Genomic DNA, 13,317 nt, shown 5'->3' on the forward strand with positions numbered 1-13,317 from the left:
TCTCCCTGCAAAACCTTGTACCGGTACTTCGTTACCCATACAAAATGGTATTCAATTTGAAAAACTGTATGACTGCCCTATCTATAATCCATGCCACACCTCCCTTCGTGCAGCCTATTATTTTCGCAGCTAAAGCTGACCGGCTAAAGCCGGTGGTTTAAACCTTGGGATGGAAAATTAACGGAAGAAGCATTTCAAGAGGATATTTCGCTCCAAATTACTGGTAACCTGAACCAGAAGTTATTAATGAGGTTTTCCCCTGTTGCCGGGATAGAGTTGTGGATAGATCCCTTAAGCCTCTGTTTCAGTTATATCTAATGGAATTGGTCAGATTTGTTGCAACGTGTTTCTCTCGAAAATAATTCTTGAAAATCTATTCTTGCTATCATCTCAACGCGTTTCGATAAGAAAGGATGACTATGCGACCGTCCGTTGCGCTTGACATGAAGCGAAGCGCAGTGCGTGAAGCGGTAGGCCGCTTCCGCACCGCGAACCCGCGCGTTTTCGGTTCGGTGCTGCATGGCACCGACCGGGACGGCAGCGACCTCGATCTACTGGTCGATGCGCTTCCCGGTGCCACGTTGTTGGACTTGGGCGATCTGGAAGATGAATTGAAATCGCTGCTCGGCGTTGACGTCGATTTGCTGACCCCCGGCGATCTACCGCCGAAGTTCCGAGCCAAGGTGCTCGCGGAGGCGCAGCCGGTATGAGCGAGAATCACCGACTGCCCGATTACCTCGACCACATTCAGCAGGCCGCAACCGATGCGCGCAGCTTCGTGGAAGGGCTGGCCAAGGATGACTTCCTGGCCGACAAGCGCACCCAGCAAGCTGTCATCATGAGCCTCATCATCATCGGCGAGGCCGCCACGAAGGTGATGGACAGCTACGCCGAGTTCACCCAGGCCCATGCCGAGGTGCCGCGCAGCATGCGCAACATGCGTAATCGCATGGCCCACGGCTACTTTGACATCAATCTCGATGTGGTGTGGGACACGACGCAGCAATGGCTACCGGACTTGCTCAAGCAACTGCCAGCCGTGCGCCAGGATGCCGACGACGAAGACCAAAATGGCATGGTATTGCCGTGAAGACAATCGGTCAAACCCTGGAAGGAACTTGGTCCAGGGCTTTATGAACTGAACTGTGGAGGATCATCAAGGACCCCTTCCACGCGGTCTACACGGTACGTATCAATGATGGATGATGCATAAAGAGCACCCTCGAGGTACCGGTAATGTGCTGGCCGATCTCGGCTTTGATCACGCGGAGGAGTTGTCGGTGAAGACGGTCCTCGCGGTCAAGCTGAACGAGCTGATCGATAAGTGGGACTTAAGTCAGACAGAAGCTGCCCACCTCACCGGCATGAGGCAGCCGAAAGTGTCCCGGGTCCGGCGCTACAAGCTGCAGAACATCTCGCTCGAACGCCTGATGCAGGCACTGGTCTCGCTAGATCAGCATGTTGAGATCGTTGTCCGACGCGTATGGTAAGCATACATAGCTAGCCAGCAGCAACACGCCGGTCACAGTGCTCTCTCATGGTGAGGGAAACACCGAGAAGAACAGGGCGGCCCACTCATTGGGGTGGTAGTCGACGACGCGAGCGTAGGCATCAGAACCCAGGATGCTGCCTAGCGCGCCTCCTAAAATTCCTCCGACAATACCCCCAACAATGGCGCCTCCAAACGCCCCTCCTGCTCCAAAAAGAGCGCCAATTGCAGCTCCGATTCCAGCGCCGATAAGAATGCCTGCACCTATCCCCGTTGCAGCGCCAGGGATGATACCCGTGTTTAACAAGTCTATATCATCGCCCATCGCAGTAATATCGTCCTCGCCGACCCCACAATAATGTACGCAGTGCTCGCTGTCGGCGACCCAGTTACTGGGTGTAGGACAAGTGGGTGAAGGAATAGGTGGTTCACTCGTGCCGATCGGGTGGCAGAGCCCCAGCGTGTGGCCGAGTTCGTGGATGAAGACGATCGCGCTGAAATGGCCGAGCATCGATGTGCGGGATATTATGAGATCCGGCTCTCGCGAGCGAGGGACGCCCGGTATAGTCCGATCGGATCGCCCATTCGCCCCGATACCCAAGAACTCATCCTCCATTTGGTCGACGAATAGCGCGTAGCGAAAGAAGAAGCGCCGTTCATTCCAGAAGTGGGCTGGTCGATAGTTGGTTTTCATATCGTTGAAGGAAACAATGTTTTCATAGTCGAGGTCCTCGCCACCACCAAGATAACCGTCATCGATCCGGGGTGCAATATGGCGATAGTGAAAACGGCTGGCGACCATCTGCTTGGCATCGTATGGAATGTGATGATCCGCACCTGCCGCATCGACCTCGATGAAGAGCTGACGGCCTTCTGGATCCGCGAGGCCGTCATAGCCTTCGATCCGATCCTTGTCCGCTGGCCGCAGACTAGGATCTTGTCGGCTGATGCGCGCTTCGAGCGCCTCAGTGAGACCGTCCTGCTCGAAGTCACTCATGCCACTCAGTGCATTCGGATCACGGAAATAGACTGTGAACCAGCGGAAGGTAAGGAGGTATTCGAAGTCACCCTGGTTGAGCGTGATCGTGACCTCGCCCGTGTCTCCGGCACCGCCCCAATCCAGCACAGCGTCTTGCAGCGTGTCGTCGGTAGGACTCTCGAAGAACTCGAAATCAGATTCGCGCAATCGCAACCGGGTTTTGAAAACAGCAGGTGTTCCCGGTGCGGTTGCTCGCGAATCGATGATCACAAACGGCGAGACCTCCGTGTTGTCATTCATCTCCCAATAGCCGCGAAGATCGTCCTGTTCGGGAAACCGCACATCCTCGGCTACGAGATAGAGCTCATCGTGGCCGATATCCTCGTCCTCATCGCGGCCCTGGATGCGCGTGAGAAGGAGGAAGGTACGGCGGTTTTTGCCATCATGCCAACCATCCCCATCGCTGTCGGGATTGGTCGGCGAGCTTCCGGTCTGGGTCTCGTAGAGATCGGGCAAACCGTCGCCATCCGAATCGGGTGGCGTGTCGAATGAGGTGTCCGAGTCATCCGGGATGCCATCGCAGTCGGAATCCAACGTGCTTTCCACATCGAGAGAGGCCAGATCCGGGTTCGTGAGAGTGATGATCGGCACTCCGCAGGGCGGGAAAGGTGGCTCTTCAGGCAGGCTCCAGCCATCCTCGCCGAGTGTTGTGATCCATTGGCGGTCGGAGAGATTGTCGCCGTCGAGCCAACGGTTGACATCCGAATTCTGGTAGATGGGCGGGGTTGTATCGGAATTAATCCAGACCTTGATACCGCCGAACCGCCATCCACCACCAAAGGTACTATCCTCCATCTTGGTAACAGAGATCGTCCCGACACCGCGGACCATGTCGGTGCTGAAGATAGGATCGTCGTTCCGGAATTCGAACCTGTCAGTATTGCCGCGTTCGAAATCATCGCGGTCAGGATTGTCGAGCGTGAAAGTCTTGCCGCCAATCTGGAAGACCATCTTGTCATCCGTACCGGCGAAGCGGACATCACCCGTAGTGATCTCGATGATGATTTTGTTAATATGCTCGGCTTGCGCCGAAGTGGGGATCAGCAACGCTACAAAGAGTAGCATCAAGAGATGAAATACCGGTAATCCCTGCTTTTTCATTCCAAATCCTCTGACCTGCTCGCAAAATGTACCGGATCATCTAGCCTGACAATCTCTGTCTTTCAATGCGCTAGTTGGCGATCGGGTTGTAACGAGTAGTGCTAGGCACCCATATTAAAGTATAGCTACCTAATTCCCGTTTGCTGCCTGTCACAGGCCACGCCAACTGCATTCCGCAGTGCGCGTCGCCTGTCATGGCCTGTGATGGGTCGCATCTCACTTGAATTCCTTTTGAACCCCTTGCGCCAGCACGGACCAGTGCTTCCCGCGCCAATCCCCCCACAACGCCCCCCAACGTTTCGTGAGGGGGACTCACGCCCTGAGTTGATCCGTCAAGACTGTGAATGTTCGAGATTCTCCCTTTCACGCTTTTGCCAATTTTAGTTCCGCTTTCTCTGGGTCGAGTAGTGCGAGTAACGGCGAACTACGTTTTTTAAGCGCATCCAGGTACCTGGATTCATCATAAGGCGTGCGATCTTTCCAGCAACGGAAAAGGATACGAATCCACTTGGGCGCCCTGTAAGTGCGCTTCGTATACCCTACGGGCAACCGGAAGGCTGATAACTTCAGGGGTGCCTATTCCACAGGAAGAACAGCAACTCTGATCGTCGCTTGCCAGTTGTGGAAGTGAAGGATTAAGCACATTGTTGAATAGTTCCATGCAACGCAAGAGGACAGCTCATCTTGGAGTCGATATCTTCGCCTTTGCGCTCTGAAGCTCCGGGTTAATAACCGAGATAGTCCTGGCCAAAAATGTGGATTGACGGGCAGCCCTTTCGTTCTATGGCCCACTCCCGCGTCTCCTTCGCTACCAGGTCCAATGCATCCGAAGGCTATTCGTTCCATCCTCCCCAAAACAAGGAGGGAGGGGATTGATCGAGCCAGGAAACAGGATAGTGCGAGAGCCCCGGGTAGAGACGACTCCAAACAGCTGCCACGATAGCCAAGCTAAATACCCCAATGAAAACCGGTTCCCAAAGCGCCGCCAGACTAGAGTGAGCGTGAATCATGATCATTGGGTTGGCCCCGGCTGGAGGGTGTACTGTCCTGGTGAGGAGCATATACCACAAGGCCAATACCTGAGCGAGCGCATAGACCCATAGCGAATCGCCGAAGAGCTGATAGCAGACAATACCAATGAGAGCGCCCCCCAGGTGACCGCCAAAGAGTGCCCGTGGCTGTGCTGCCGGCGCGCGGGTAAGGCCAAATAAAAATACGGCAGAACCGCCTAGCGAAGCAAAAAAGAAGGGTGAAAAAGGCGGCGAAGCAAGGAATAAGGCTACTGCGACACCCATTGCAGCGCCAAGCCCGCACCACAATAGACGAGCTATAGCTGAACGTTGCACTGTTTATGTCCACTCAAAAGCAAATTCCCCCAATCCTCCTGAGGATTATCCTAATATAAAAGACCAGGGAAATTAAGAACACTGATCGGTTTGTTTGGCCCAGACTTGTCCCAATAATTGGACTCCTGAATGGCACCCTGCTGCATATTGTAGAAAGTAGAAGGTGGTCCCGACTCTCCGTTTAGCAGTATTCCGACATCGCTCTATTTCGCTATTACAGTGGTCACAACCATTGATGGCGATATTACTCCTCAAACTGATCTGGGACGCGCAATTACGTCAATCACCATGCTGGTTGGAGCATCCTGCTGTCCCCACCGGAATTATCACCTCAGAAATGACTGCGCAGTGGGACAAGAACCGACAGGGTAGCTATGAGGCAACTTTCCCGATCTTGGGGAAAAATTCGCCGCAATAAGCAGTGTTGGATAAGCTAGTAGGGAATAAAGCTTTAACTGTAAACACTAAAAGACGACGCGCAAGGCAAGCTTTTTTACCATACTCATCGTCAGTTTTCGGCAGGTGCTGTCTGTAGGGATAGCTCCGCTACGACGGCATCTCTTGCCTTGCCGGCTACGGCCTCTATGTCTCCAACGATAACTTGCTTGCTGTCCACACCAGCTCTTCGCAGGGCTGCGATGATCTCCTTCGCGCGGCTTGCCGCCAATGCTTCCAACTCCCCGCCAGATAATGGCTGGAGTTCGACCAGGCGATCGAACATGGCCTCGTAGAATTCCCGATCCCTGCTGCCTCGCCCAAACAACCCGAGGAGGGGATTGACCCGATCAGGTTCCCGCCCTGTCCGTTTCTTATATGTATCGGCGAATTCCGCAGGACCGCCCTCTGACCTACGGGCTAGCAACCTTTCCAAGGCCTTCTGTATGTCGGCGTTTCCAAAGGCCATGAAGTCCAGGTCTTCGCTCTCCTCGACGAGGATATCTGCTTCGGCCAGAACGTCACGGTGTACCTGCTGGCGTCGCAGGCTCTTTCCATCGACCTCTGCATCGTATGGGCCCTGCACGACGAGTGCGACTTCCGGTCGTTGTTTGATTGCTTCGGCAAGGACATCCAGCTGCTCGCGCTGGGAGGGCTGAATATCATCACTGCCTGGCTCGAATTCGACTTTTCTCAGGTTCTCCGTTTCCTCTTCCGAACCTGCAAGAAGCCGGAATGGAGAAGTAACAATGCGGCGCAATACGGTTGCCAGCGCGGTGCGTATAACCAACCCATAATCGAAACTGGGATTGCCCAAATCCCCTCTAACAGGTACCGCAAGGTTTATCCTGTCGTTTGGCCCTTTCAACAGCGCAATTGCCAGGTCAAGGGGGAGGTCGAGCGCTCCCGGCGCTTCCACTCGCTCGCCCAGCTTGAAATCTGCAAGCATTATCTTGTTCTCGCCCAGCAACTTTCCCTTCACGATCTTGTAATGCAGTGTGAGCCAGAGCTTGCCCGCCGCGATCTTGCGTCCAGCAAAAGTCGCGGAGTATGGCGAAAGGGGAGGCATCTTGATGTTTTCAAAATCTGCCGCGATGTCCAGGAATCTCTTGGGATTTGACGTTGAGAGCGTTCCTGCAACCTTCGCCTCGCCATAGTCCTCCACCTGCCCACTTAATCTGATTTCCGCACGGTTCCGGGGTGCGGTTGAAATTCCTGCGACAATACCCTTGAGCCCGGTTACATGAGTTGAGAAAGGCAAAACCAGACTTTTATCAGCGAAGTCGAGCGAACCCTCCTCAATTCGCACTTGTGCGATTTCTACAGGAAACACATTGTCTTTCTGCCTGGCTCCTGTCTTCTCTGGCAGTATCTTACGCTGGTGGCCTTCAGGCGATTCCTTGGCTTCGGTACTGTTTCTCAGTACTTGGGCAAGATTCACGTTCATCTCCTCATCAATGGCAAGCTTCAGATCGGGTTCATGAAGATGGATTTCCTTGACCGAAAGCCGGTTTGGATCCATGCTCAGCTTGAACTTCTGGGCCAGGAGCGCTTTCCATGCGATCAACCGATCAGTAGTATCAGATTCATTCAACCGGAAGTCCTTGATGCTGGCACTTCCTGCTACCGTTATTTCAGGAGTGGCGCCGGAATGATAATTTAGCTCGGTTGCAGCGACGAGGCGACCAGATACAAGGCTTGCTGCGGCATGGCGCGCCACCACTCCTTGCAAAGGCTCCAGCGGCACCTTTGCGTCGAGTTTGACGCTCGCCTGCTTGAAATCCTGGCGGGCTGTACCGCTTCCGTTGATGACTCCTTTATTATTATTGACCTTCAGTTTGGCGTTAAAAACAACAGGTTTTTCAACAGAGTTATCGATATTTTCGGCTGTCACAGCGATGGCGTCGATATCATAGGCGACTATCGGTTTGTACGTCTCGTCAGCTAGCTGTGCTCTGAATTGCTTCAGGTCCAAAGAGCCTATTCTGTATTTCCAGGCAGTTTCTTCGCTTTTCGTGGAAGTGGGGTCAACGGCAGGAGGAGATTGTCGATCTTCTTTTGGTTTTTGTGCCGCGTGCAGCAGGCGCAATAAACCTCTAGGGCCGTCAGGCCCCCGAATGAACGCCATTTCTCCTCCACTTACGTTAATGCTCTCAGCTGCCACGGTCTGTGCTTCAGTATCGAGACTACCCCCACTCAATTCAAAATTTCCCAGCGTTCCGAGCAGTGCAGCATCACGGGAAACGGGTGCAACTACCACACCGCTGATTGATAATTGAGCAGCTTGTACCTGCAGGCGCGGGGCCTCCACTAAGCCACTCAGGCCCAGCTTGAATTTGCTGCCCAGCTTGTCGATTCTGAAAGCTAGGGGTGGCGACAGGCTGTAATCAGTATAAGCAATCCCGATATCTTCAAGATCGACGTGTTCAATATGTATTTTCCAGGGAAAGCTGGGTGATGCAGGCCTTTCAGCTAAATCAGAATCGTTGACAGGTTCTGTCCTGGAATCCGCTGCCGCTGTCGACTTTTTCAGCAGGCTTTGCCAATTCAGTTGTCCATTATCTGCACGACTCGCACTTGCTTTGCCTTTAGAAAGGGCAAAAACCGGGATGGCAATTTCCCTGTCGTCAAGGGAAAAACGAGCATCATCAATATGTACGCTGCCCAACTCAATTAATGGTTGACGGCCATCTGCCTGAGTCACCGAAAGGTTGGCTAGTTGTAGCGTAATTTTGCTCAATTCAAGCGAAGCCTTTCCCTGTTTGTAGGAAAAATCGTAGTTTGCTGCGACACCCACTTCTCCCTGCGGTTTGGCTATCCGCAATTCCTCGCGAAAAAACTGCCATATATTGGCCAGCTCCAATTCACGCAGCGCAAAATATCCCCTTGAAGCCAGCGGAAACAGGGTAATGTCCCCCTTCCATTCGAGAGAGCCGCCTCTCTCTGACTTTGCTTGCAGGACATACTGTCCTTCCCGATCGGGAATGGTAGTCAGGTCAGTGAGAACCAGGTTGATGGGGGAAAGGATGGCGCTTGCCGGTTTTTCGCCCGAAAGATCACTCAAGCTTATCCTGGCATCGCTTATCACCAAATGCTCGAGGATAACCCTCATCGGCGTTTTCGAAGCCTCCTCGCGACTCTTCAGGCGCTCGATAAGTTCAATGACGTTAAGTCTGCCTTCTCGGTCGATCTCCAAGGCTAAGTCGAGCCCTTCAGTTCGGATGTCAGCAAATCTCCAGGCCTGTGTGAAAATACTTGATAACTCGAAGTCGATATAAAGCCGCTTGAACGTCATCAAGGGGCTCTCAGCCATTCCTCCAAGCTGAACGTCGGATACTTCAACAGTGAATAGATAGGGATTGATGCGGATATCGCCCACGCTTGCATCCTGCCCCGTGCGCTGTTCCAGGTAATCCGGGAGGAACCGCTCAAGCCAGTATGGCAAAACAAGAAAACCGGCCAGGGTGTAAACAAGCAGCAAGACGGAAACAATTCCTACTGATCTTCGGAAAACTGGGTGAGCAATAATCCTTTTCATATGGAGGATTACTTCCGAAGTATTCTCAAAATTATAAAGGGGCATTTAAGAAGGAGAGAGGGGCCTGAGGGGCCTGATGGCCCCCAGTTCGCAAAGGCGGTCACGGCCTCAGGCAAAAACTAGCCCAAAGACCGCGAGGGCCTACGAAGCACCACCCTGCCTTAACGGCCTCCCTTAATGATGTGCACCTTGACCCTTGTTTAGGTACTTTAAGATGAACCAGGGTGCAGTTCTGTTGGATATGGAACAGAAATCAGTCCCCCGGAAGAATTCACGTGGGAGTTTTTGCCTTTGTCGAGCGTGGCAAGGCGATTGATTACCAACTTAAAAAGACATGATTATTTGATGTTAAAGATGTCTCAATAATGTTGCGGGTGGCTGATGACAAGATGAGTCATGCGCTGGATAGCTTGGTGCATCCCACGTTAATGTTATGTAGAGGGTTACGTTTGGGCGCATCAAGGACATTATTTGCCGCCGAGGATACGCCTTTGGAAAACTTCATCACGTTGGTCGGGCCCAATCGGGCAGTAGAGATACTAGGCGTCCGCCTGGTTGGGATCAATGCCGAAAATGGCGTAAAACTCCTCTTTACGCTCGTCTTTATCGCACTCATACTTTTCCTCGGAAGGCTTTTGCGGCGCTTCATATCCCGTGCTCTGCACGGGATATGAAGCGCTTGACGTTCTGGGTTCGACAAGGAGTTGCGCTCGGCACAGCCTTACTCCTTATCCTGGGCCTTGTCTCTATTTGGTTTGATGACCCAACCCGGCTGGCAACGGGGATCGGGCTAGTCACGGCCGGTTTGGCATTCGCTCTGCAAAAGGCCGTTACCGCGGTGGCTGGTTATTTCATCATCCTGCGCGGCAAAACCTTTAACGTCGGCGACCGCATCACAATGGGCGGAGTGCGTGGGGATGTCATTGCTTTAGGTTTCATGCAAACCACAATCATGGAAATGGGTCAACCGCCACCCGTACAAAACGCTGATCCTGCAATGTGGGTTCAAAGCCGCCAGTATACGGGCCGTATTGTTACCGTCAGTAACGCACGCATTTTTGATGAACCAGTTTACAACTACACGAGAGAATTTCCGTACCTTTGGGAGGAGATGAGCATTCCGATCAGGTTTAATGCGGATCGTGAACGTGCTGAACGCATTTTGCTGGACGTCGCCAATCGACGAACCGTTTCCTTCAGCTCCCTTAGTCAGGAAGCGCTCCAGGAGATGCAACGGCGCTATTTTATGAAGTCGGCAGACATGAAGCCGAGGGTATATTACCGTCTGACGGATAATTGGCTAGAGCTAACAGTCCGTTTTATCGCCGAGGATCATGGCATTCGAGAATTAAAGGACCAGATGAGCAGGGATATTCTGAGGGATTTGGATGAAGCAGGTATTGACATCGCCTCGTCCACGTATGAAGTCGTCGGTTCACCGCTGGTTCGTATCAAGCAACAAGCCTAGTTTCGCTGTGGGACGAAGGCCTTTTTGAGGCGATCTGCAGAAGAAGAGTCATGATCTCTTGTCTGGCAATTAATGCTAAGTGGCTAAGTGGCCCTCCGTACGGATGTCCTAAATTTTAAAACATATCATTTAAACGTAATTTCTTCCTATTTTCATTTTTTCTGAGGAGAAACCATTATGGGTAAATATTTTCTTGCTTGGCTGGTAGGTGTACCCATATCCGTTTTAATAATATTTTGGCTCTTGTTCTAATCCATAACGCCCTGCGGGCCATCATATGAATGCTTTATGGGGCAGAATCTGTTTCGGGCATAAGCTATCATTCACCCTGACCTGCCTCCTCTTCCAGTGCTGTACATACCCTCGCTAACCGGGCATCGATTATTGCAAGATCGTATGGAGACTCGACGCTGCGGTAGGCCACTTCTGCAATTCGCTGCGCTTGTTCCCGCAACGCCTCTCGGCGATCAACCGAAGCTGTCTGCGTTTCGATAGTTTGTAGGGCATCGAGCATGCGAGTCATAAGGGTGACATTGCCCTCGCTGTTTCTTCGGATCTGGTCAAACGACGCTTCCATCAGGATGCCGAAAGTCGGCCAAACCGTAATCAATCTCGGTTTGCCTTTTTCATAGTGAATTCGGGAAGGAAATTTACGTGGTGCCACGTGACATAGGATACTGGCGAGGTAATCAACGCAAGTTACAGCAGTGGTTGTGTCATTAATCCCTGGCGAGAGAGCTTTCAACGCAATGTCGACAATTTGCCTGATGCCAAACTCGGGGTCTTGCTCTATCGTGCGGCGACTGCCGATACTATATGCCGAGCAAAGGGCTTGCATAGTCTTATCATCCGGATCTGGTCCGGTGATCGAAGCCAGCACCATGCTCTTGACAACAAAATCTCCTATCCCATAGTTCATCCTTATTATGATGTTTCGCTGACATGCAAGATCTTCAAGCGAAGCATAGTCGATGCTTTCAATATAGCCACTCGCTGTTGCAGGGACTATATGCCAGTCAAGTTTCCTGGATATATGTCCGAGGCATTCTTCATCCTCTTCTTCAACCAGCGCACCCTTTTCCGGGAAAACGCGCTCAATCGCCGCCAGGGTTTCATCGGCCACAGAACAAATAATGTTCGAAGCCTGGATCGAGGTGGCAATATGATGAATGAAAAGAATGAGGACGCTAATTCCTATCAGGGCCAGCACGACCCCAATGAGCACTGCGAGGCTGGGGACGAATGCGCTTTCGTCGCCACCCCGGATTACCCGCAACACAATAAGGCAATAGGCAAATATTCCTGCAAAGGCGCCCAGGGCTACTTGGGTTATAGTGCTGCGCATAAAATTCCCCAGGACACGCGACGTATACTGGTTCGAGGCCAGCGCTAACGTTACCAGAGTCATGGAAAAGGTGACTCCCACGACAGTCATCATCGAACTGGCGATTGTGGCCAGCATCTGGCGAGATCCTTCCGCTCCAGCGCCAAACAGGCGGGGCCACTCGGTTAGGATTTCGTTGTTTACGACGGAATCCGCATTAATCAGGCTTATAGCGAGCGCAATGCTTCCTGCAACAATCAATGAAGGTGTAAACCAGAAACTGGAGCGGAGGTAGATCCAGAGCTGTTGGGGTTTCTTCATGGCTTGTTCAAGAAGACAGAAATGGATCTCGCTCGTCATGACAGCAGAAAAAGTCCCCGTACTTCAGCGAACACTCCTGGAAACTTCCGGCCTCCTTAGCCCTAAAAAAATTTGAAGCCGAGCTGTTCTTTGACTGATCACTTAGGGGGAATCAAGGTCGAGGGTCTCCCAGTATATCCTCTACATAAATCATCCTGACCATGACCATGGCAGCTGCGGTAAGAGGAGTGGCAAAAATGATGCCAAGGCCGCCGACCAGGACCCCCAACAATATCTGCGTACTTATGACAAGGGCAGGCGGTAAATCAACCATTTTCTGCTGCAGCAATGGTGTTATTACATAGCTTTCGACCGCCTGAATGCCGACATATAGTGAGACCACGTAAATAACCTTGTCCGGACCGTACGTCAAGGCTAGCAGGGCTGCAGGAAGCAAGGCGAGAATAGGCCCAATATTGGGGATGAAGGTAAGAATAGCGGCCAGGATGCCTAATAGCAGTGCGAGCTCAATGCCAATTAGCCATAGCCCAACTGCTGTCAGCACGCCTACGACAAACATTGCGGTTATCTTTGCAAGCAGCCAGGATTCAAGAGCTGATCCGACTGCCTGTAATACTTCTCTTGCGCGTGGGCGCCTGGATTTCGGAATGAGGCGGATCAAGCCGTTGATATAAGTTCTGGGGCTGATCGCCAAAAAGATGCCAATCACCAGGAAGATGATGAGATTTCCAAGTGCACCGAACGTTGAGGTAAATATTCCTGCGGTAATGCTGATGATATCCGAGCTGCCCGGTGCCACCTTTTCAAGCCGGTCTTTCTGCCCCAAAAGCTTCCTGACCCATTCATACTTTAGAACCTGCTGCTGGGCCTGCTCCGCTGCCTGAGGAATGCGTTCCACTAGCCGATCAATTTGGGAGGATACTTCGGGTGCAACAGACCATATACCTCCTGCAATAACCAGTGTGAGGGCTAGTAAAACGAATGTTAGCGACCATTTTTCCGAAAGGTGGGTCTTTTGACTGATCCACCTGCTCAATGCATGAAGGAAAATGGCCAGTAGGATACCTGCGAATATGAGAAGAAAAACTTCCGCAGCTTTCCACAACAATACAATTACGACTGCCACAAAAGCGACAACACTTGCTTGAATCAGAGTTTTTTTGAATCGCCCCGGTTTTCGTGGAGGCTTTTTGGTTTAAGTTAAACTTCTACCGTGGCCTTTTGGACCAATTGCTGATAATAGTTTGCTTCTGCTT

General features: G+C 52.1%; 11 protein-coding genes and 1 pseudogene. 6 read left to right on the forward strand and 6 right to left on the reverse strand.

Translation table 11 applies throughout. The features are described 5' to 3' along the window. Positions 1 to 92: pseudogene (locus C8R21_RS14305) on the reverse strand (transposase); the annotation flags it as partial. Positions 93 to 413: 321 nt separating this feature from the next. On the opposite strand from C8R21_RS14305, the gene C8R21_RS14310 reads away from it, so the two are divergent. The 3 genes from C8R21_RS14310 (at position 414) to C8R21_RS14320 (ending at position 1,490) form a co-directional block, all read left to right on the forward strand. Next, entirely contained in the window at positions 414 to 710 is a 297-nt protein-coding gene (locus C8R21_RS14310; RefSeq protein WP_445668751.1) for a nucleotidyltransferase family protein, read from the forward strand. Further along, positions 707 to 1,090 carry a HepT-like ribonuclease domain-containing protein gene (locus C8R21_RS14315; protein ID WP_107763311.1) on the forward strand — a complete coding sequence of 128 codons (384 nt, stop codon included), beginning with the start codon at positions 707 to 709 and terminating at the stop codon, positions 1,088 to 1,090. The genes C8R21_RS14310 and C8R21_RS14315 overlap by 4 nt, the downstream gene beginning before the upstream one ends. 112 nt (positions 1,091 to 1,202) lie before the next feature. Then, positions 1,203 to 1,490 (forward strand): helix-turn-helix domain-containing protein, encoded by a 288-nt coding sequence (locus C8R21_RS14320; protein WP_107763312.1) that lies wholly within the window; start codon positions 1,203 to 1,205, stop codon positions 1,488 to 1,490. 45 nt (positions 1,491 to 1,535) lie between these two features. On the opposite strand, the gene C8R21_RS14325 is transcribed toward C8R21_RS14320, so the two are convergent. Both C8R21_RS14325 and C8R21_RS14335 read right to left on the reverse strand, forming a co-directional pair. Further along, positions 1,536 to 3,593, reverse strand: a complete 2,058-nt coding sequence (locus tag C8R21_RS14325; RefSeq protein WP_181258961.1) for a PLAT/LH2 domain-containing protein — start codon at positions 3,591 to 3,593, stop codon at positions 1,536 to 1,538. Between the two features lie 869 nt (positions 3,594 to 4,462). Continuing rightward, positions 4,463 to 4,975, reverse strand: coding sequence for an HPP family protein (locus C8R21_RS14335; protein WP_074974138.1), 513 nt, complete (start codon positions 4,973 to 4,975; stop codon positions 4,463 to 4,465). 219 nt (positions 4,976 to 5,194) lie between these two features. On the opposite strand from C8R21_RS14335, the gene C8R21_RS16550 reads away from it, so the two are divergent. Continuing rightward, complete coding sequence (locus C8R21_RS16550) at positions 5,195 to 5,347, forward strand: potassium channel family protein (RefSeq protein WP_258192432.1); 153 nt, start codon at positions 5,195 to 5,197, stop codon at positions 5,345 to 5,347. Positions 5,348 to 5,483: 136 nt separating this feature from the next. On the opposite strand, the gene C8R21_RS14345 is transcribed toward C8R21_RS16550, so the two are convergent. After that, entirely contained in the window at positions 5,484 to 8,993 is a 3,510-nt protein-coding gene (locus C8R21_RS14345; protein ID WP_107763315.1) for a DUF748 domain-containing protein, read from the reverse strand. 404 nt (positions 8,994 to 9,397) lie between these two features. Here C8R21_RS14345 and C8R21_RS16170 point away from each other — a divergent pair, with 404 nt between their 5' ends. Beyond that, positions 9,398 to 9,622: a hypothetical protein gene (locus C8R21_RS16170; protein WP_219906681.1), complete on the forward strand. Its 225-nt coding sequence runs from the start codon at positions 9,398 to 9,400 to the stop codon at positions 9,620 to 9,622. Between the two features lie 5 nt (positions 9,623 to 9,627). Next, positions 9,628 to 10,416 (forward strand): mechanosensitive ion channel family protein, encoded by a 789-nt coding sequence (locus C8R21_RS14350; RefSeq protein WP_219906682.1) that lies wholly within the window; start codon positions 9,628 to 9,630, stop codon positions 10,414 to 10,416. Positions 10,417 to 10,735: 319 nt separating this feature from the next. On the opposite strand, the gene C8R21_RS14355 is transcribed toward C8R21_RS14350, so the two are convergent. Together C8R21_RS14355 and C8R21_RS14360 are read right to left on the reverse strand one after the other, a co-directional pair. Beyond that, positions 10,736 to 12,061, reverse strand: a complete 1,326-nt coding sequence (locus C8R21_RS14355) for a DUF2254 domain-containing protein (protein ID WP_107763316.1) — start codon at positions 12,059 to 12,061, stop codon at positions 10,736 to 10,738. 151 nt (positions 12,062 to 12,212) lie between these two features. Continuing rightward, a complete protein-coding gene (locus C8R21_RS14360) occupies positions 12,213 to 13,214 on the reverse strand; it encodes an AI-2E family transporter (protein WP_107763317.1) in 1,002 nt (333 codons plus the stop codon). Positions 13,215 to 13,317: the final 103 nt, after the last annotated feature.

The organism is Nitrosospira multiformis, assembly GCF_003050865.1.
Taxonomy (GTDB): domain Bacteria; phylum Pseudomonadota; class Gammaproteobacteria; order Burkholderiales; family Nitrosomonadaceae; genus Nitrosospira; species Nitrosospira multiformis_E.